At 68.5% G+C, this 22,840-nt stretch carries 2 protein-coding genes (both running past the window's edge); both read right to left on the bottom strand.

Features of this window, described 5'->3' with window-relative positions; all coding sequences use genetic code 11:
• A protein-coding gene (locus AC1PLS_RS10845) for an amino acid adenylation domain-containing protein (RefSeq protein WP_481103662.1) crosses the window boundary here: on the bottom strand, positions 1-12,187 show its 5' portion. It extends 6,551 nt beyond the left edge of the window; 12,187 of the gene's 18,738 nt are visible here — the first part of the coding sequence; the start codon lies at positions 12,185-12,187; the stop codon falls past the left edge of the window.
• Positions 12,184-22,840, bottom strand: partial view of an SDR family NAD(P)-dependent oxidoreductase gene (locus AC1PLS_RS10840; RefSeq protein ID WP_481104468.1) — the end only. 12,614 nt of this gene lie beyond the right edge of the window; 10,657 of the gene's 23,271 nt are visible here — the last part of the coding sequence; the start codon falls outside the window, past its right edge; it ends in the stop codon at positions 12,184-12,186. Before AC1PLS_RS10840 ends, AC1PLS_RS10845 begins: the two co-directional genes overlap by 4 nt.

Genomic DNA, 22,840 nt, shown 5'->3' with positions numbered 1-22,840 from the left:
TCGTGGCCGTTTCCCGCAGGGCCTCCAGCCACCGCTCGACGCCGGCCGACGTGTCGAGCGAGATGAGTTGTCCGCGCAGCAGTGGGTTCTCCAGTTGCGCAGAACGAAGCAGCCCGACGATGCCCGACGACAAGGCGTCTTCCGGCGCGTCGCCAATGACAACCTGCACGAGCGCGCGTTCGCGCACGCGTCCTTCCAGCAGCCCTCGCACGTGTTCGATGACGTGCCAGCCAAGGTGTTCGTAACGGTTCGCTGCGTCGCAGCCCTCCGGTTCGGCCACCCTTGCGGACTCGCAACGCGTGCGTGGGTCATCCGGCAGACGCCGCGCGAGCTCTTCCCATGCCGCCTTGTCGTCGGCATGGCTGCACAGCAACACGAGACGGATCTCTCCGTCATGGCTCTGGGAAAGCACCGGTGCGTCGCGCCAGCGACGCGTTGAAAGGACCGTTGTCGGCACGCTGTTCCCCAGTCCCGCGCCTGGTGGCAACCGCCGGGCGCTCAGGCCCGAAAGCCGAACGCGCACTCGTCCCCGGGCATCGCACAGCCGCACGTCCAGCCGTCGAAGGTTCGCATCGCTTTCCGTCGCCTGGGTGAGCACCGCAAAGGCGATGTCTTCCGCCGCCGTATCGATGCTCACGCCTGCGAGAGCATGGGGCACCCAGGGCGTGCCGTCGCCCGTGGACGGATCAAGCATCGCCGCGGCATGCAGCGCGCTGTCGAGCAGCGCCGGATGCAGCACGTGGGCCCCCGATGTCGCCGCGATCGCCGGCAGGGCGAGGTGAGCGACCACGTAGCGGTCGCCGTTCGCGTCCACCCCGGAGAACGCGGCACGAAGGCCACGGTAATAGGGGCCGTACTCGATGCCGTCGCGGGCCAGCCGCGCATGGCAGGCTGCTACGTCGACGAGGCGATCCCGACCGACCTCCCATTCGACCATGTCCAGCTGTTCCGCCGGCACGGCGCCGTCCCAGCGGCCGTAGCCGTGTGCGTGTACGCGGCGCTGGCCGGGTGATGGCTCGGTGTAGATCTCGAAGCCGATGTCGTCGCCTGCCGGCGGATGGACGTCCACGTGCAAGGTGACCGGGTCGTCGGCCACCAGCGGCAAAACCCACGCAACATGGCGCAGCGATACGCGCTCCGCGGCACTCCCGTCGCCCGCACCCCATGCGATGGCCGCGCAGGCCACGTCGAGATACGCCATGGCGGGCATCAGGGCACGTCCATGCACCCGGTGGTCGGCCAGTACGTGCTCATCGCCGCTGAAGCGCGTGGTGAAGCGAAGGCCCGCGTGGGTGGACGTGTTCTCGTGCAACCACGGATGCAGACGCGAAGCGCCCGTCGCCGGAGTCGCCGCGCCGGAGAGGAAACTGGAAGCATCGATCCAGCATCGCATCCTGGCGAACGGATAGGTCGGCAACGGGATGCGCGGCGGCCGCGCACTGTCGTACAGGCCGCTCCAGTCCACCGCCACGCCCTTCACCCACAGCGCCAGCAGCTTGTCGTACTTGCCGCGCGCCATCCATCGGGCGATGGCGTCGCGCATGTCGTCGTCGAACGCAAGCAGTTCGTCGAGGCCCTGTGTTCCCGTGGACTCGCCGGCATGGATCTCTTCGTCGCGCGTGTCGCCATCGACGAACGCGGCCAGTTTGCGGGCCATCTCGTCGATCGTGGTCGCGGTGAAGGCGAGCCGGCATGCCATCGCTTCGCGTCCCACCTGCAACGTGTAGGCGATCGATGCGAGTTGCGTGTCGCGGTACCGCTTCGCCACGATCGCTGCACGCAGCAGGCGCGCGCGGTCGCGCAAGGCGTCGGAGGTTTTCGCCGAGAGCACCACAAGCACGGGAAGGCTACCCGCGATGGCGGTCGACGCCGTCGCGTCGTCAGCCATGTACTCCTGCACGACAAGATGCGCGTTCGCACCACCGGCGCCGAACGACGAGATGCCGGCGATACGCGGATACCCGCGACGTTCGCCGTCGACGTCCACCTCGGGCCGCAGCCAGGGACCCAGGCGATGCTGCACGACGAACGGGCCCGTGGCGAAATCGATCTGCGGATTCGCCGGTTCGGCGTGCAGCGTCGGCGCGAGCTGTGCGTGGCGCATCTGCAGCAGTACCTTGGTGAGCGCCGCGATCCCCGCCGCGCTCTCGGTGTGCCCGATGTTGCTCTTCACCGAGCCGATCGCGCAGTACTGCCGGTCGTCGGTGCCCTCGCGGAACGCGGATGTCAGCGCTGCCACCTCGATCGGATCACCCAGTTGCGTGCCGGTGCCGTGTGCCTCGATATAACTGACCGTGCGCGGATGCACCCCCGCGCGACGCAGCGCATCAGATACCACGGCGGCCTGAGCCACGGGGTTGGGCACGGTGTAGCCATGCGTGCGTCCACCCGCGTTCAGGCTGCTCGCCCGGATGATCCCGTGGATGTGGTCACCGTCGCAAACGGCTTCTTCCAGAAGCTTGAGAACCACCGCCCCCACGCCCTCCCCGTCGACGAAACCGTCCGCGCCGTCGCCGAACGCACGCACGCGATCGCCACCGGTGAGCATGGTCATCGCCGAGAGGGCCTGCAGGTGCACGGGCTCGACGATCAGGTTCACTCCGCCGGCGATCGCCCGATCGCACGAGCCGTTGCGCAGCGCTTCCACAGCGAGGTGGATCGCGGTCAGCGACGACGAGCACGCCGTGTCCACCGCCATGGAGGGACCATGGAAGTCGAACAGGTAAGACACGCGGTTCGCCACGGACCAGTCGTTGGCGACCCGAAGATACGTGCTGTTCATCACGCCCACGTACACGCCGACCTTCTTTGTCGAGCTGAGGTTGCCGGGCGTATAACCGGCGTCCTCGATGCTCGCATAGGCCTGTTCGAGGAACAGGCGCTGTTGCGGATCCATGTGCTCGGCCTGGCGGGGCGACAGGTCAAAGAACAATGGATCGAACAGGTCGATTCCGTCGAGGAAGCCACCCCATTTCGTGTAGATAGAGCCCATCACGCCCTTGCGTTCGTCGTAATAGGCGTTCCAGTCCCAACGTTCGGCGGGAATCTCGCCGATGCCGCTCCGTCCCGTCGCCAGTTGCTCCCAGAACGCGTCGACGTCGGCTGCGCCGGGATAACGACCGCTCAGACCGATGATTGCCACGTCGGCGGGCACGGCCATCGAGCCACGCGTCGGGCGCCGGCCACGCATGCCGACCCGGACCGGTGGCGCCGCGTGCGCGTGAAACGCGACCGGCCGCGGCGTCGCGTCCATGGCGGCCGGCGACCCGTCATCGCCGACCCAGCGCAAGACCTTCTCGTGCCGCTCCCGCAACAGGTGATCGACCAGCGTGGCGACGGTGCGGTGCTCGAAGAACAGCGTGGTGCGCAGATCGACGAAGACCTCGTTCATCGCAGCGCAGATGCGTACGACGAGGATGGAATCGATGCCGTATTTCTCCATCGGTTCGCTGGCCGAGACGCGGGACAAGGGCATCTCCAACGTCGTGGCGACGAGCTTGCGCAAGGCTAGGATGGCGCGATCGCGCAGGAGCGACGGACTGCCTGGCGTGGCTGGCGTCGAGGGGAATGCATCGCCCGGGTCGGCTGCCACGGGCAGCGGCGGCACTCGGCGGACGGCCTCGCGCACCAGGCCGTCGCTGCGCGCCAGCACCACCTGCTGGCCCAGCGCGTGCCATGGCGAAGCGGGAAACCGGATCGCTTCGAAACCCTCGTCTTCCAGCACGCGGGTCCAGCCCGACGGAGACAGGCCGGGCGAATCAGGGAGGCGTACGGCCGGATCCTCATAGCGCCACCAGCCTTCGAGCAGCCCGAAGCCTAGATGGCCGAACAGGCTCGCGGTGCTCACCTCGTTCAGCAGCAGTGCGCCGCCCTCTCGCAGCGTCGCCTTCGCATGACGGATCGTGCGGCGTATGTCGCTGGTGGCATGCAGCACGTTGGCCGCGATCACGATGTCGAAGCTACCCGTCGGCACACCCTGTTCCGCCGGGGGGCGTTCGACGTCGAACAGCCGGCGCGTCAGGTACGGCGCCGCGTCTTCATATTGTCGGGCGTACAGGAGGAAGGCATGGGACACGTCGGTATAGCAGTATTCGGCGACGTGCCGCGCATGGGGCGCCAGGGCGGCGAACACGCCTGCGCTGGTACCGCCGGTACCCGCGCCGATCTCTAGGATGCGCAGCCGGGCTTCCGGATCGGTCCGTCGACGCGCCTCGACCAGCGACAGCAGCGACGCGACGAGGATCGCGTTGAAATGATCCGCCACCGGATGATTTCGGTAGATGCCGGCGACGAGATCGAGGGAGGACTGCGGAAAGAGCACCTCGGTGGCGGATCGTTCGCCCGCGAACACCTCCGGTAACGCGACGAGGATCGTCTCGGCCAACCTCGCATGCGCCCGCGTGTGCGAATCTGCCAGCCACCCCGGCAGGCTCGATCGCCATGCCCGTTCGACATCGTCGGCGACGAGGCCGGCGACGGCACGCGGTTCGCCGGACGTGATCTCGAGCAGCCCGCGTTCGAGCAGCATGCGCGTCGTGGCGTCGAGCCACCGGCGCAGCGTCGGACCGTCGGCCTTGCCGCCTCCGGCGATCGACAGGCCGGGCACCAGGCCGACCTGGACCGCCAGCCGACCGGCGATGCGGTCTTCCATGTCGCGTAGCGCGTCGGTGACCTCGTCCCAGCCTTCCGGCACCGCAGGGGGCGCAATCGCCGGTTCGCCGCCCGTGTCGAAGACGCTCCCTGGCGATGCCGCGACGAGCCGGTCCGCATCGCGCAAAGAGGCGTCGCGCAGGGACGCATGCGCCCTGACGTAAGCCACCCGCGGCACCGACGAACGCAGGATGGCATCAAGCGCCGCCATGCCGTCTTCGGGTTCGATCGAGGCAATGCCCTGGTCCGCCAGGCGTTCACGGTAAGCGGCGGAGGCGACGACGCCGACGCTGCCCCAGTAGCCCCAGTCGACGATCCTGACGGGCGTGCCGGTGCGTGCGCCGAGGTTCGCGGCGAAGGCGTCGGCGAACGCGCAGGCTGCGGCGTAGTTGCCCTGCCCCGGACTGCGCGAGAACGCTTGCACCGAAGAGAAGAACGCGATGAAGCCAGGCCGCTGCCATTCGCATGCCATGGCCAGCGCGAGGCAGCTGTCGGCCTTGGCGCGAAATACGTCGAGGAAGGTAGATTCGTCCATCTCGGCCAGGCTGCGGTCCGAGAGCACGACGGCGGCGTGGATGACGCCATCGATGCGGCCGTGCGTGCGGCCGATGTCCTGCCATGCCGCGACCAGGGCATCGGCGTCGCCCGCGTCGGCCTGCACGTAGTCGGGTTTGGGCCCGAACTTCGCCAACGCGTTGCGACGGGCTTCGATGGCCGCGTCCGGTGCACGCCGACCGATCCACACCACGCGGGCGCGGTGGCCCGACACCAGGTGCCTCGTGAGTACCTCGCCCAGGCCGCCCGCACCGCCGATGATCACGTAGATGCCGCCCTCGCGCCACGGTGCGGGGCCCTTCGCCGGGATCTCGGAATGCAGCAGCGAGAGACGGTGCCATTCGCCTGTGCGGTAGGCCCATGCGTCGCCGGAAGGCATCGGCGGCAAGCGCAGGATGTCGTCCAGCGGCGCGTCGCCATCCGACGGCAGGTCTACCAGCCGCACACGCCAGTGCGGATATTCCTTGGCCATCGAGCCGACGAGTCCATGCAGCGCGGCGTGGACGGGCACCGCGGCTTCGCCGGCCCGTACGGCCTGCGCACCGGCGGTGACGATCGTCCACGTCAACGGTCGGCCGCCCAGGCCCTTCGCAAGTACCGCCTTGATGAGCCGAAAGGCTCCTAGCATTGACGATGCCGGCACCTCATCCTCGACGGGAGGCGGCGCGACCCAAACGATGTGCTCCACCCCGGTGGCCGCGAGGGCGTCGCCCCAGCGCCCGTCCCTTATGGCGTCGCCGGGGAGCAATACCGCGGAGGGAAAGCGATTCGCGACGTCGCGTCCCCGCACCGATTCCGCACCCACCACCATCACGCCGTCGTCCGGAGCCGGTAACGGATCGGCGAGCCAATCGGGCACCGCGGTGTCCCAGCGCGGCACCAGCATGAGCCCTGCCTCGGCGTCGTCCGCCGTCGTTTCCACGGCGACGGACGGCTCCGGCCGGCCCTCGAACACACGACTGGCGAAGCCGCGCAGTCGCACGTGCACCCTTCCCGTGTCGTCACAGATGTCGAGGTCGTACTTGCGCAGTTCGCTGGCCGCCGTGCCCTGCTGCACGTGGACATGCGCCCAGGCTTCGGCTGGCAATGGCGCAAACATCTCCATGTCGTCGATGGCGAACGGCAGGTGCGGCCGTGTGTCGACAGGCTCGTCGGGCGACGCCATCGCGTCCAAGACCAGGCCCAGCGTCGACTGCAGCGCGCCGTCGAACAGGCTCGGGTGCAGGTCGTAAACCGGCGCGGTATCCGCGAACGCCTGCGGCAACCGAAGACGGGCGAGCACATAGCGATCGGCGTTTGGGCTGGTGCCCGCGTGCAGCTCGGCAACGACGCGATGCGAGGGACCGTAGTGGATGCCCATCGCGGCGAACTGGCCGTAGAGATCCGATACGTCGACGCGCCGATCGCAGCGCCGATGAAGCTCCATCAGATCGAGCACCGGGGCCGCACGACCGTCCGTTCCGGCCGTAGGCACGACGCGGCCGGTGCCGTGCAGGGTCTTTACGCCCGCCGCCTCCGACTGGAATACCTCGTAGTCGCACCCGCCGTCGTCGAGCGGATCGAGCGTGACGTGCACCGTTGCCGCCGCCGTCACGGCAAGGGGCCGCAGCCAGACCACGTTGCGCAAGGCCAGCGCGGCGGGCACGTCCGCCTCCACGTCGCGCGATTCGCGTAGCGCCACGCGTACCATTTCCAGGTAAGCCACGCCCGGCAACACCGGTGTGCCGCCCACAACGTGGTCGCGAAGGAAGTGCTCGCTGCCGGTGAACCGCGATGTGAAACGCTGGCCGCCGAGGGTGGACGTGTTGCGCTGGACCAGCGGATGCAATGCCGGCGGCGCGTTCTCGACGTCGGGACCGGTGGTCGTCGCCTGGGACGTCTCGGGCCAGAACCGGTCTTCCCGGAAGGGATAGGACGGCAAGGACACGCGCCGCGACCGGCCACCCGGCAGCGACGCGCGCCAGTCCACCGCCTCGCCGCGGACCCAGCGCGAGGCGAGCGCGGCGCGCTCCTCCCGGGTTGGCGCGACATTGGCGGCGACCGTACCGGCGCGGGACGCCGGCGTGTGGTCGGCGACCTCGCCTTCCCACGCATTTCCTGGAGGCAGCGTACCGCCGACGTAGAGGGCGAGCGCGGCTTCCAGCGAGGCGAGGTCGTCGACCACCGTCGCGAAGCGGCATGACATCGCCACGCGCCCCACCTGCAGCGTGAAGGCAATGTCTGCGAGGGACACGTGCACATCGTCGCGCTTACGGCGGCGCAACCACTGCAGCAGCCGTGTGGCCGCGCTGCGCACCTGCGCGCGCTCCCTGGCGGAAAAAATCACCACGTAGGGGCCGGCCTTCGCCGACACGGCGGGTATGGTGTCGTATGCCTCGAAGACGGCATGTGCGTTCGTGCCGCCGATCCCGAGTGAATTCAGCGCGGCGCGGCGCGGCGTGCTCCCCGCCGGCCAGGCTCGATGGCTGTCGACCACGTGGAACGGCGAGTCGTCGAGGTTGAGACGTGGATTGGGTTCGCGATAGTTGAGGCTGGCGGGCAGTTGCCCGCGGCTGAGGCTGAGCGCCACCTTGATGCAGCCGGCCAGTCCTGCGGCGGCATCTAGGTGACCGACGTTGGTCTTCACCGAGCCGATGCCGCAGAACCCCACCTTGGGGGTGAAGCGGCGATAGGCCGACGTCAGCGCGGCCACTTCGACCGGGTCGCCCAGCGTGGTCCCGGTGCCGTGAGCCTCGACGTAGCCGATACTTTCCGGGTGTATGCCGGTCGACGTCAGCAATCCGTGGATCAGCTTTTCCTGGCCATCGACGCTCGGCGCATAGAACCCGGCCTTCTGCGCCCCGTCGTTGTTGATGGCGATGCCGCGCAGCAGCGCGTAGATGTGATCGCCGTCCGCGATGGCCAGATCTGCGCGCTTGAGCAACAGCGCGGCTACGCCCTCGCCTCCCACCATGCCGTCTGCCGTGGCGTCGAACGTGCGCACGCGGCCGTCGCGGGAGAAGTTCAAGCCCTCCTGGTGCATGTAACCCCGGATCGTCGTGCCACCCACCGTCGCGGCGCCGACCAGCGCGTGCCTTGCATCGCCGGCCAGGAGGCTGCGGAACGCGGTGTGCATCGCCACCAGCGACGATGAGCAGTTCGAATGCACCGCCAGGCTCGGACCGGTCAGGCCGAGCCGGTGGGAAATCATGGTCGGAATGGTGCCGCTCTGCGACATCAGCCAGGACACGTACTGCGCGGCATCGCTCACGATGCCGTCGGGAGCGGGCATCCCCGCGGCCAGAAGCCCCGCGTAGTCGCTATGGCTGCTGGCCGTGAAGACACCCGTATCGGGAATATCGGCGGGCACGTAACCGGCGTCTTCGACCGCGCTCCACGCGTGCTGGAGAAGCAGGCGCAACTGCGGATCCATGCGGTACGCATCGTGCGGGGCGACGCGGAAGAACTCGGCGTCGAAGCGATCCTTGCCTTCGATGTTGCCCCATGCCGCAACGTATCCCCGTGCCGTACGCGTATCGGCAGCGTCCGTCGCCGGCACCGCATCCAGGCTCTCCACGCCGCCAAGCAGGTTTTCCCAGAACGCTTCGTGGTCCGTGGCGCCGGGAAAACGACACGACATGCCAATGATCGCGACGCAGTCGGCGACGTCGGACTGCGTCGGCGGCAATGTGGCGGGAGCCGGCGCCCCGACGACGGGCACGTCATTGGGGCGCCGCACAGGAGGCACGGCGGCGGTCGGCTGCGGCGCACGCGTGGCCTTCGCCGATACGTCCCCGGCCAGGCGACGGATCGAGCCCAGGCGGAACACGTCGATCACCGGCACTTCGCAACCGAAGCGAACGGCGATCTGTTCCACGAGCATCATCGCCGAGACCGAGTCGCCGCCCACGTCGAAGAATCCGTCGTCGTCGCCGAACTGAGAGGTGCCCAGCACGTCGCGCCACGCCTCACGGATCGACGCCATGGCATCCTCGATGCCGACCTCGCCCAGAATGGGCGAACCCGGCGAGCGTTCGTCCGCCGCCGATCGTTCGGCCATCTGCGTCAGTCGTTTACGGTCGACCTTGCGATTGGGCGTGAGCGGCAACGCGTCAACGTCGATGAACCGCGACGGCACCATGTACGACGCGAGCATCTGCCGCAGGTGATCGCGCAACGATGTCGCATCGGCCGGGGGAGCACCCGCCACCGGCACGTGGAACGCGACGAGTTGCCGCATCCCGCGATGGGCCGCGACGAGTACCGCGCACTCTGCTATCCCGGGATGGGCCGCGAGCACGGCTTCGATCTCTCCCAGTTCGATGCGATAGCCGCGTACCTTGGTCTGCGTATCGCGACGGCCGAGGTACTCCAGCCACCCGTCCGCGCGCCAGCGCGCGAGGTCGCCGGTACGGTAGACGAAGCCACCCGGTGCCAGCGGATGGGCCACGAACTTCTCCGCCGACAGCGCCGCCTGATTCAGGTACCCCCGCGCCAGACCGTCGCCCCCGATACACAGCTCGCCGGGAACCAGGGCCGGAACCGGTTTCATCTCCTCGTCGAGCACGAAAAGCTGCGTATTGGCGATGCCCGCGCCGATCGAGCCCTTGCGCCGGGCATCGACCTTTTCCACAGTGGACCACACAGTGGTCTCCGTGGGTCCGTACAGGTTCCACGCGTCCCAGCCGTTGACGGTGAACGTCTCCCACAACGCATCCGGCAGGGCTTCGCCGCCGCACAGGATTTTCATTCCCGACGGATTGCGCCAGCCCGCCTGCAGGAGCATTTGCCACGTCACCGGTGTGGCCTGCATGACGGTCGGCGCCATTTCGTCGATCCGGCGCAAAAGCGCCGCGCCGTCGTGCACGTCCGTGGCCGGGCAGATCTCGCAGCGCGCACCGACGACGAGCGGCAGGAACAGTTCCAGTGCGGCGATATCGAAGCTGCATGTCGTCACCGCGAGCATCCGGTCGTCGGCGCGTATGCCCGGTTTCTCGCGCATCGACCAGAGGAAATTGACCAGCGAACGGTGGGAAACGGCAACGCCCTTGGGGCGCCCCGTGCTGCCGGAGGTGTAGATCACGTAGGCCAGGTGGTCCGGCGAGAACTCCGGCGTGACGGCGGGCCCTCTCGCGGCTTCGGCCGCGCGCGACCCAGTGTCGAGACAGATGACCGTCGCATCGGTGGGAATCAGGTCCGATGCCAGTGCCAGCAGGCGAGTCTGGGTCACCACCAGGCGCGTTCCGCAGTCCTCCACGATGTAGCGCAGGCGCTCGGGAGGATACGCCGGGTCCAGCGGCACGTAGGCCGCGCCTGTGCGAAGCACCGCGAGGAGTGCGACGGTGGTGTCGAGCGACCGCTCCACGCAGACACCGACGAGGCTTCCCACCTGCGCCCCGTGCGCGGCGAGCTGCCGGGTGAGCGCATCGACGCGGTCTTCGAGTTGCGCGTAGCTCAGCGTTGCGCCGTCATATCCCAGCGCGACGGCGTCAGGCGTCCGCCGGGCCTGTGCCGCGACCAGCGTGTCGACCCGCTCCGCGCGGGGATAATCGGCGGAGGTGTCGTTCCAGTCATGCAGCAGGCGTCGTTGCTCGGTCGCGGGAAGCACCGAATAGTTGCCGAGCACCGCGTCCGGATAGTCGACCACCTGCTCGAGCAGGTGCATGTAGGCGGCGACCAACCGTTCGGCGGTCGAGTCGTCGAAGAGGTTGCCGTCGTACTTGAGGTTGACGTGAAACTGGCCACCACTTTCCAGGATCTCGCAGACCAGTTCGTAGTACCCCTCCTGGTGCGGTCCCTGCACCGGTTCGATGTGGAGCGTGCGTTCGAAACGGCGGGTCAGGCGCTGCACATTCGCCATGCCGCCGCTCTCGTATTCGTAGGCGACCTGGAACACGGGCGTGCGCTCAAGGTCGCGCGAAAGGTCGAGGTCGCGCACCAGACGCGCGAAGGGATAGGCTGCATGGCGGGAACCTTCGAGCAGCGATTCCTGGATCTGCCGCGCCAAGCCGGTGAAGCCCTGGGCCGGGTCAATCCGCGAGCGCAGCGCAATCGGATTGGTGAACAGTCCGACGACGGACTCGAAGCGCGGCTCCGGCCGTCCGAACGTCGGCACGCCTACGATCAGGTCCACTTCGCCCGTGTAGCGGTGCAGCAGGAGCTTGTAGACGGCCAGGAAGATCACGCTGGGGTTCACTTTCAGCGTGCCGCTCACCCTGTGGACGCGGCTGGCCAGGGCCTCGGACACTGCCTGTGCGTGCGTCCGTCCCGCCATGCTCGTGCGCGTGGCGCGGCTGCGGTCGGCAGGCACCTCCAGCCGAGGCAACGGTCCGTCCAGCCGGCGCAACCAGTACGCCTTGTCGGCGGCAGCCCGGTCGCTGGCGAGGTAGGCCTGCTCCCAGGCAACGAAATCGGCGAACGAACCGTCCGGCGCCTGCGCCATGGGCACGCCGCGGCACAGCGCATCATAGGTATCGAGCAGGTGGCCGACCAGCGGCTCGACCGATCCTCCATCGAAGACGATGTGGTGGGCGACCAGCAGTACGACGTGGTCGCGGCTGTCGCGCGACAGCAGGTGCAGCGATGCGAGTGATCCGTCCTGAAGGGAGATGGTCCGTTTCGCCACCGCGAGCAGGTGCTGCTCAATGTGCGATTCGGTCCATGCGGATACATCGAGGCGTTCGAACGGCAGCTCCCTCGGCGGCACGATGCGCTGGACCAGCGTTCCGTCGTGCATGCGCATCGTCGCGCGCAACAGAGGGTGATCCTGGAGCGTCAACGTCCACGCGACGCGGAACATCTCCACGTCGAGGGGATCGCGGATGCGGAAAGCCAGCGGCACGTTGTATCCGCCGTTGGCGCTTCGCTCGAGCATCCACAGGCCACGTTGTCCCTCCGCCAGGGGCAGCGTGGTCACCGCGTTCAGCGCGGCGATTCGCTGGAGCAGCGTTTCGGTGCCGAACGCGCCGCGTTTGTAGGCGAGCAACAGTTCTCGTCGGCTCATCGCGGCATTCCTTCGTCGAGCAGCGCTTCGATGGCATCCATGTCCAGTTGGCCACCGCGGAAGTGTTCAAGGGCTTCCTCGATCGGCACCGCCGCAAGGTCGTTTCGCGTCGCGACCAGGTGGGACACGTGCGCGGCAAGCGCGCGGACGCTGTTATGTTCGAGCAACACACCCGCAGCGAGCGACACCGGAAAGGCACGTTCCATCTCCTGCACCAGGCGTCGCGAGACGATGGAATCGACGCCGTACTCGCCCAGCGGTGCATCGGGATCGATGTCCCCCGCGGCCACGCCGGTGAGGCGCGACAGCACGGCCAGGGCGGCCTCTTCGAAGGCATCGGCCGACGCAGGCAATGGAGCCGGAGGGATATCCGCTGCCGGCGAAGCCTGTCCGCCTTCCGGCGAATGGCGCAGCCAGCCGTCGCTCAAAGCGGAAATGACCTGCTGGCGGTGTCCCGGCGACGCATCCACGTGGACGTCGGTGAAACCTTCCGCCTGCAGCACGCCTGCCCAGCGATCGGCGGAGAGCGCCGGAGTACCGGACGGACGCACTCCATCGTCGGCATGGCGCCACCACCCTTCGAGCAGTCCGAAGGTCAGTTGCTCGAACAGCCCCGCGTCGCCGATCTCGTTCAGCAGCAGCAGGCCGTGGCGCCCGAGCAAGGCCTTCGCGTGGCGCACCGCGCGGCGCACGTCCGACGTGGCGTGCATCACGTTCGCGGCGATGACGACGTCGTAGGCGCCGAGGGCCACGCCCTGGATCACCGGCGGGCGCTCAACGTCGAAACGCAGGAAACGCATGTACGAACGGTCCGAGCCATGGTGATCGCGACCGTGCTGCAGGAACGCGCCCGAGAGGTCGGTGTAATCGTATGTTTCCACGGCCGGCGCATGCCGGTCGATCAGCTCGAGCACGGCGCCGCTGGTGCCGCCGGTACCGGCACCGATCTCGAGCAAGCGCAGGCGGGCATCCGGATCCGCCTCCCGCCTCGCCTCGATCCAGTCAGCCAGCCGCGCGACGAGCAACGCATTGAAATGGTCCGCGACCGCGTTCCGCGCGTAGACGGGCGCTACGCGCGACATGGATCCGTTGGGGAACAGGAGGTCGGTGGCAGCGCGGCGTCCCAACAGCACATCGGGCAAGCCGCGCAGCGTGTATTCCGCGAGCTCGGCCTGCACGCTCGCGGAGGGCAGTTCACGCCATGCCTGCCGTTCCGCGTGCCAGCGCGCCCATACCACGGCGGCGTCCTCACGCGCCGTTTCCGACAGGGCGTACCCGTCCGCCTCCGCGCGGAGCACCTCGTGCCGCGCCAGCAGGTCGAGGCTGCGTGCGAGCCAGCGCGCATGGTGCGGTGCCCAGACGTGTTCCGCCTGCCAACGGTGGATCGCGGCGCTTTCGAGGCGCTCGTCTTCCATTTTCCATAGGCCCGCCTCGCGCAACTGCACACCGAGCAGCACCGCCTGCGATCGCTCCAGCCCCACGGGATCGGCAGGCGGTGGCGTGGCGGCCTCGGCGCGCGCAGTCGTCGGCGGAAGCGACGGCAGGCCAGGCGGCAGGCGCTCGATCCGGTCGTCGCCAACGAGGTCGCCCAGCGCACCCGGACGCGTCGTTCGTACGAAAGCGAGCTGCCTCGCATCGTCGGCCATCGCCGCCTCGAGCGCGGCCATGCCCTCGATCGGTTCGATGGAGCCGATGCCCAGCGCGGCCATCGCGTCACGGTAAGCCGGTTCGGCGACGACACCGACGCTGCCCCAGTACCCCCAGTTGATCAACTTCACCGCGGCGCCACGCATGGCCAGACGCTGGGCGAACGCGTCCTTGAATGCGCAACCGGCGGCGTAGTTGCCCTGCCCCGCGCTGCGCGAATGGCTCTGCATCGAGGAGAAGAACAGCATGAAGTCCTGGCAGCGCGGCAGGAACACCTCTGCCGTACGCACGCTTGCGTCCACCTTGGCGCGGAGCGCGGCACGCAACGATGACTCGGTCATGCGCTCCACGCTAGCATCATCGAGCACGATGGCCGAATGCACTACCCCGTGGATGGTCGGATGCAGGGCTTCGATCCGACGGCAGACCTCCTCCAGCGCGCTGCGGTCGGCCGCGTCCGCGCGGCAGTAGATCGGTGCGGGCCCCAGGCGGGACAATGCGTCGAGCTTGCTCCGGATGGCGTCGTCGTCTTCCGCGCGGCGACCGATCCACCACACCCTGGCCTTGTAGTGCCGGACGAGGTGTTCGGTGAGCACGGTGCCGATACCGCCCGCACCACCGACGACGACGTACACGCCGCCCTGCCGGAACGCTGGCGCCTCACGCCTGGCCACGTACGGGAGCAATCGTTGCCGGTGCCAGACTCCGTGGCGCCATGCCAACGTTGCGCCGCGAGCCTCGTCCGGCATCGCGGCGAGCGCGCGCAGCGCGTCGTTACCGCCATGTGGCAGGTCGACGCCCCTCACGTGCCAGCGCGGGTACTCCCGCGCGAAGGATCCGACCAGCCCCTGGACGCCAGCGTGCGCGGGGTCCACGTCGGCGGCGGCGGAAACCGCCTGCGTCCGCCAGGTGACGACGGTCCAGTGCAGGTCAGTGTCGCCGTAACCCTCGGCGAGTAACGCCTTGGCCAGGCGGAAGCACGCGATCACCCCGGTCTCCTGTGCATCGACCAGGCCATCGGCGTCGTCGATGCCGGCGTCGTCCCGTGCAGGAGCGAACCAGACCACACGCGCCACTCGAGACGCGCCGCGAAGGACGATGGCGATGTCCTCTACCGATGCCGTGGGCGGCAGGGACAGCCGTTCGGCGGCGCCGCCTTGCGCGCCCTCGAGCGCGGCGGCGTGTTCGGCGGACGCGCCAATGACAATCGTGCGGCCGGAGGGCGCCGCCGAGGTGGCCCTGGCGGAACGAGGCAACGGCTCCCACGCCGGCACGAGCATGAGCGCGCCATCGTCGTCGACTGACGACGGGACCGCTGCCGTGACCGGTGTCGCCACCGCCGCCGGCGCGGAAACGACCGGCTCGTCGGGCCAGTAACGTTGACGCGCGAACGGATAGGTTGGCAGGGATATCCGGCGCGGCTTCGAGGCGCCGTAGAGACGCGTCCAGTCGACAGCGAGTCCGACCACCCACAAGTCGAGCAGCTTGGCGTATCGGCCCTTTGCAAGCCATGCCTCCGTCGCCCGCTGCATGTCCTCGTCGGGCGACAGGAGCGACTGGGCGAAGCGATCGTGGCGGACCGCGCCCACGTGCATGCCATCGGCCTCGCGATCGCCGTCGAGGTAGCGGCGCAGCGCCTCCTTCAGCCTCCCGTGCGAATCGGCGACCACGGCAAAGCGATGGTCCATCGACTCGCGCCCCACCTGGAGCGTATAGGCAACGTCGTGCAGGTCGATCGCCTCGTCGGGCGTGCGTTCGAGCATCGCCAGCAGCTGTTGCACGCGAACGCGAAGCCGCTCTTCGTTGCGCGCGGAGAGCAGCACGACAGGCGTCGGCCACGACGAAGGGTCGACGCGCGCGACGTCATCGGCGCGATGCTCCTGCACGATCATGTGGGCGTTCGAACCGCCCGCGCCGAACGACGAGATGCCGGCGACGCGCGGGTACTCCCGGATGCCCCCCGCCTCGACCACCATCGGCCGCGGCCAGGGCGCGCGCTCGCGTTGCACGGTAAACGGCGAATCGTCGAAGTCGATGTGCGGGTTCAGCGTGCGCGCATGCAGGCTCGGCGCCAGCTCCCCATGCCGCAGCTGCAGGAGCACCTTGGTGAGGCCCGCGATGCCCGCCGCGCTCTCGGCGTGGCCAATGTTGGACTTGACCGAACCGATCGCGCACAAACCCCGCGCATCGATATCGCGCGAGAAGGCCTGCTGGAGGCCTGCCACCTCGATGGGATCGCCCAACGCGGTGCCGGTACCATGTGCCTCCAGGTAGCTGATGGCCCGCGGCGGTACGCCGGAGCGTTCGATGACCCGTCCGATCAATTCGGCCTGGGCCTTCGGGCTGGGCACCGTGTAGGCATTCGTGCGGCCGCCGTGATTTACCTCGATGGCCTTGATCACGCCGTAGATCTGGTCTCGATCGGCCAGTGCGGCTGCCAGCGGCCGTAACAACACCGCTCCAACCGCCTCCGCGGGCACGTACCCGTCGCCGCCGGCGGCGAAAGCCGTGCACCGGCCGGTGCTCGACGCGAACTGCGCATGGGAGAGCATCAGGTACTTGTTGGGATGCACCGACACGTTCACGCCACCGGCGATGGCCACCTCGCAGTCGCCGGTGCGTAGGCTCTGGCAGGCGAGATGGAGCGCGGTGAGCGACGACGAGCACATGGTGTCCACCGAAAGGCTCGGCCCGTGGAAATCGCAGAAATAGGAGATGCGGTTGGCGATCGATCCCAGGCTCGCGCCCACCACTAGCGCCTCGCCACGCGCCTGCGCCTGCGCCGCGTACAACTGGTACTCCTGATACATCGCACCGACGAATACCCCGACGCGGCCTGCGCGTCGCAGGCTTTCGCGCGTTTGGCCAGCATCTTCCAGGGTCTGGTAGACGCATTGGAGGAAAAGGCGCTCCTGGGGATCGGTCTGGCGCGCTTCCAGCGGCGACATGTTGAAAAACAGCGGATCGAACTCGTCCACGCCGGAGATGAATCCGCCCCACTTGCTGTAACTCTTGCCGGGCTTGCCCACCTCGGCGTCGAAATAGCGGTGGTGGTCCCAGCGCGTGGCCGGGATTTCGGTGACGGCGTCACGGCCGTCGCGCAGGTTGTTCCAGAACTCCTCCAGCGTATCGGCCTGGGGATAGCGCCCACCCAGGCCTACGATGGCAATGTCCAGCGGTCCGTCGCTCGGCGGCGGCGCCTGCCGAGGCTGGGTCGCGCGCATGGGCACAGTCGCGCGCGCAGCCACCGCCAGCTCCGGCACCGGCGGCGGTGCGGTCGGCGCGACCGATGCCTTCGTCTCGGCGACGCCCAGGAGGGTGCGCAGCCGCGCCAGGTGCGATTGGAGAAAGTAATCGCACAGTTCACCGAGGTTCTGGTGCTCGAAGAACAGCGTCTTGGAAAGCGGGCCGAAGCTCTCTTCAAGGCGCGCGGTCATCTGCATGACCAGCGTGGAATCGATGCCATAGGACTCGAACGGCTCCGTCGCATCGATGCGGTCGCGTGGGAAGCGCACTTCCTCAGACAGCATGCGCGCGAGGAAATCGAGGGTCTTTGCCGAGACGTCGGGGGCGTCGCCCAGGGAGATCGCCAAGGCATCGCTCGCAGGGGCAGGAGCATCGGTGACGGGCGCCACTGGCGTTGGCGCCGGTGCAGGGTCGGCGAGCCGCCAGTCCGCGCCCGCGCGCACCACCGCCACGCCGGCATGCGGCGTGGCCCATGCGCGCTCCAGCGCAGCGATGCCTTCAGCGGTGGCCAGCGCTCGGAACCCCTGTCGCTCCATGCGTTCGCGTGCGGGAGCCGACATGCGCAGGCCGCCTTCTTCCCACAGCGGCCAGGCGATCGCCAGGCTGCGGCCCTGCCGCTCGCCGCGCACGACGCGTGCCTGGCGCCCCTGCGCGAAGCCATCCATGTAGGCGTTGGCCGCGGCGTAGTCTGCCTGGCCGAGATTGCCCCACGCGCCCGCCGCGGCGGAGAACACGATGAAGAAATCGAGCGCCCGCTCGCCGATGGCGTCGTCGAGCCGCGTGGCGACGTGCACCTTCGATCGCCAGACCGCGGCGAATTCCTCGGCGGTCTTGCGCGCGAGCAGGCTGTCGCGGACGACCGCCGCGGCGTGGAGCACGCCATGCAACGCGCCATAGCGACGGAGCACGTAGTCGACGAGATCCCGCGCGGCGTCCTCCCCGGCCAAGTCCGCCTGCCGGTATTCGATGGCGTAACCCAGGGCGAGCCAAGCCTGCAGGCGCCGGCGACGTTCGTTGTCGAGCTCCGAGCGACCGACGAGCACCACGTGGGCGTTCTTCACGTTGCGTCCAAGGTACTCGGCGAACGACATGCCCAGGCCGCCCATGCCTCCGGTGATGACGTAGACGCCGCCTTCGCGCCATGGAAGCGATCCGGTCGAGGCGGGAGCGGTTTCCGTCCACGTGGCGACTTCGCGGATGCCGGCTCTATAGCGGATCTCGCCGACGCCACGGCCGGCATCGGCGCGCAGGTGCTTCACCCAGGCATCCGAGGCGTCCGCCAGATCGGCCTCGATGGTCTGCCAGCGCAGCCCCGGATGTTCGATACGCGCCGTTTTCAGCAGGCCGGACAGACCGCGCAGCAGCACCTCGTCACCGCCGACCACCTGGATGAGCACGTCTTGCCGCGACGATTCCGCCGAAAGCGCGCGTACCGCTTCGAGCAGCCGCCAGCCGTAGCGTTCGCATCGTTCGGCCGTCCCCGCATACGGCAGGTCCCAATGTTCGGCACGCCATCCGTCAAGCGCATCGAGCGATGCAGCGACACGCGAGTGGGTTCCGCCGTCGTCTTCGATCCCCGTGCAGAGAACGGCATGGCGAAGACCTTCCCCGGCCGCCGCTATGGGAGAGGCGTCGCTCCGCCAGTCGCGCGCGAGCAGAACCGTCCGCTCGCCTATCCGGCGCATCGTGCAGCCATCGATGCGCACGCGCTCGAGCCCATCCGCATCGTGCAGGCGGATGTCGAACTTCGGCAGGTGTGCCTGCGTCGATGCCGAACGCGTCAGCACGGCGTAGGCCCGGCCGTTCAAGGGTCCGAGGACCTCGACGCGATCCAGCGCATAGGGAACCCATGCCCCGCCCGCGTCCAGCAAGGCGTCCGTCGCGTCATCGTCGAGGGACCATCCGATGATGGCCTGCAATGCACCATCCATCAGTCCCGGATCGAGGAAGAAGGTCGCGTCGCCGCCGCGTGGCGCGTCGGGCGCTTCCAGCGTCGCCATCACGTACGGATGGCCGGCGGCGTCACAGCCCATGGCCACCCGCCGCAACGTGCGATGCGTGGGGCCGTAGTCGATGCCACGCGCAGCGAACGCCTGGTAGCACGCCGTTGTGTCGAGGCTCCGTTCGCAGCGGCGGTCGAGTTCGGCCGGGTCCACGCATGTGGCGGGTTCACCGACCACCCACTCGGCGGTGCCACGCGCGTGCAGCCGCGACTCGTCAACCTGCCCGCCCGACTGGCTGCGCACTTCGTAGGAAAAGCCGCCCGTGTCATGCGGATCCAGCGAAATCCGCACGTCCACCGGCGTTTCGCCGACCACCAGCGGCTGCGACCAGCCCATGTGGCTCAGGCGCAACACACGGGCTGTCTGATCGGCGAGCGCATGCGCTCGCGACAGGCCCTCACGCATCAATTCCACGTAGCCCACGGCCGGCATGACGCGTGCGCCGTTTACTACGTGGTCGCGCAGGAACACTTCGTTTCCGTCCATACGACCGCCGAACGCCGACTCGTCCGCGCCTGGCATGGAGATGCTCAGCATCGAGCGATGTACCGGTGCTTCCGGCGTGACGGTTGCCCTGGGAACGGTGGGGTCGGCATGCCCCACCCAGTAGTGCTCGCGCGCGAAAGGATACGTTGGCAACGGTATCCGGCACCCGCCGCCGGTACCGAACAACGCCGTGACGTCGGGTACGTAGCCACGCAGGTAACTTTCCGCCAGCGCCGCCAGGCCGGGCCGCCACGCGTCCGTTCCGGCGCTGGCGCGGCAGTGCGCCAGAACCGCCGCGCCGTCGGCGAGCACATCGTCGCGGACGCGCTTGCCGGCAAGGTGCGCGCTGCGCACGTCGCCCTCCGGCATCTCCCGAAGCCAGCGTTCGAGCCGATCGACGAGGTCGCGGGTGTCGGCGACGACGCATGCCAGGCGATGTTCGAAATGCTTGCGGCCGGCCAGCAGTGTGAAGGCGACGTCCGCGATGTGCACGGCGTCGCGCGCCAAGTGCGCAGCTAGCCGCCTCGCCTGTTCGACGAGTTGGGCCCGCGTCTTCGCCGACAGCACCACGAGCCACGCGGGCGCATCCTCGCGTTCCACGACGGCCGGCTCGGGCGCCTCGGCGAGCACCATGTGGGCGTTGGTGCCGCTGAGTCCGAACGAACTGACAGCCGCCAGCCGCCGCTGACCGTCCGCGACGTGCCAGTCGCGGAGGGTCGTGTTGACGTAGAACGGCCCGTCGGACAGATCGATGTGCGACGAGGCCCGCCCGAAGTTGACGGCGGGCGGAATCCGCCGGTGCCTGAGCGACAGCAGCGCGCGCATCACGCCCGCCGCGCCGGCCGCGGCGATGGCATGGCCGAGGTTCGCCTTGATCGAGCCCAGCGCGCAGTGGCCGCGCGGAACGGCGGCTGTGGTGTAGGTGCGTTTCAGCGCCTGGTATTCGATCGGATCACCCAGTTTCGTCCCCGTGCCGTGCGCCTCCACCATCTGGATTTGCCGGGGATGGATGCCGAACGCCTTGTAGGTGGTGGCGAGAAGCCGCTGCTGCGAAGCGCCGCTGGGGGCGGTGATGCCGTTGGACGCGCCGTCCTGGTTGATCGCGCTCGCCACGACCAGCGCATGGATGTGGTCGCCGGCGCTCACCGCGTCGGCAAGCCGCTTCAGCACGAATGCGGCGACGCCCTCGCTGGGGACGAAGCCGTCCGCGCGTTCGTCGAACGTGTGGCAGCGGCCAGTCGGCGACAGCAAGTTCGCGCGCGCGGAAGCCAGATAGAAATAGGGCGTGCAGCGCACGTAGACGCCACCGGCCAGCGCCATGTCGATTTCACCGCCCCACAGGCCCTGACAGGCCAGGTGCATCGCCACCATCGAACTGGAGCATGCGGTATCGACCGCGATCGCCGGCCCCTGCAGATCGAGGTGATAGGAAATCCTGGCGGGCAGCAGCGACACCGCCTGGCCCCACAAGGCCTGCGCCGGCTCTACGTGATCGAGCAGGCGCGAATAGTCCTCGGCGTTGCAGCCGACGTACACGCCGCAACGGCTGCCCTGGACTGCGGCACCGGCATAGCCCGCGTTTTCCAACGCCTTCCAGGATTCCTCTAGGAACAATCGCTGCTGCGGATCCATATAGGTGGCTTCGATGCCAGAGATGTTGAAGAAGAACGGATCGAATTCGTCGATGCCTTCCAGCAGACCGCCGCGCCACTCGCGCAACGGCTGCGTTCCGCCCTTGGCGACGTCCGCCGGGGGCATCGGCCAGCGATCGACCCGCGTCACGAGCTCGCGGCCGTTCGCGAGGTTGTCCCACAGGGTGTCGGCGTCGGGCGAGCCCGGAAAACGTGCGCTGAGGCCTACGATCGCGATCGCGTCGCGCCCCTCGATCTCGGACTGGGTCGCGACCGGCGCCGCCCGCTGCTCCCGCGCTGCCGTACGCGGCAGCGCATCGCCATGGACCTGGCCGATGTAGTCCGTGAGGCGATCCACGCTTCCGTGGTCGAACAGGTCGGTGGTGACCAGCGGGAGGCCGAGCGCCGAGTTGATCCGCTGGATCAGATGCCCGGCACTGATCGAATCCATGCCGTAGTGCACGAGCGCCACGTCGGGATCGAGGTCGGCAGCCGGTAGGCGCAGCACGCCGCATACGCATGCGGCGACGGTGTCGCGCACATGCACGAGCGGATCGTCCACGGATGGCATGCCGGTCGTCGCGACCGGATCGGCGAGCGGCCCGAGGGCCGGTGCGGAAAGGTCACCGGGCTGCTCCATCGACGCGCGCGGCCGTCGCACCAGTCCGTCGCCATGCGCCGCGATAACCTGCTGTGCGTAAGGATGGCCGGTGGTTGCGATGAGCGACGGCGCGTCGAAGCCCGCCTCGGCCAATACACGCTTCCATCCGTCGAACGACAACGCCGGACAACCCGGCAGGCGCAAGGCGGGGTCCTTGACGAGCCACCAGCCGTCGAGGAGGCCGAAGGTGAGGTGGGAGGTCGGCGAGTTGGCCGACATCTCCTGTATCAGCAGCAGGCCATGGCGTCGCAGCAGGGCTTTGACGTGACGCATCGTGCGACGGATATCGGCTGTCGCGTGGAGCACGTTCGCCGCCACCACCACGTCGTAACCACCATGGACGAAGCCCTGGGCGCCCGGCTCCGCGGCGATGTCGAGCGGCTTGGTGGAAAGAAAAGGATAGCGGTCGGCGAAACGATCACGTGCCCTGAGGAGAAAAGCCGCCGACAGGTCGGTGAAGGCGTATTCGCTGATGTTCGCCGCATGGCGCTCCAGCGAGGCCAGCATCGCGCCAGTGCTTCCGCCGGTGCCGGCACCGATTTCCAGGACGCGGATGCGGGCGGCCGGATCTTCCAGCACCCGCCGTTCGACGTATGCATCCAGTGCCGCCGCCATCGCGCCGTTGGCATGGTCGGCCAAGGCGTGGTCGCGATAAATCGTTTCCACCACGGCGTCCATGCCGTCGGCGAACATGACGTCGGTGGCCGCGCATTCGCCGCGCAGTATCCCGGGCAAGGCACGAAGCATGGTCTCGAGCAATACCACCTGACCGCGCAGCACGGGCAACGCTCTCCACCAGGTGGCGTGCGCGTGCCATGCCGGCCACGTGTCACCGGCCGGTGCGTCGTCGCCCGCGCCCACGCGACCGTCCCGCCACGCGAGCAGGCCGTGCCTGCACAGCAACGCCACGGTTTCATCGAACCAAGCATGATGGCGTGCAACGATGCCCGCGTGGCGCCGGCATGCGTCGACCGTCGTC

The sequence above is a fragment of the Xanthomonas sp. NCPPB 3218 genome (assembly GCF_056725185.1).
Note: the sequence above shows the minus strand (reverse complement) of the source record. Positions and strands in the feature narration are given on the sequence as shown.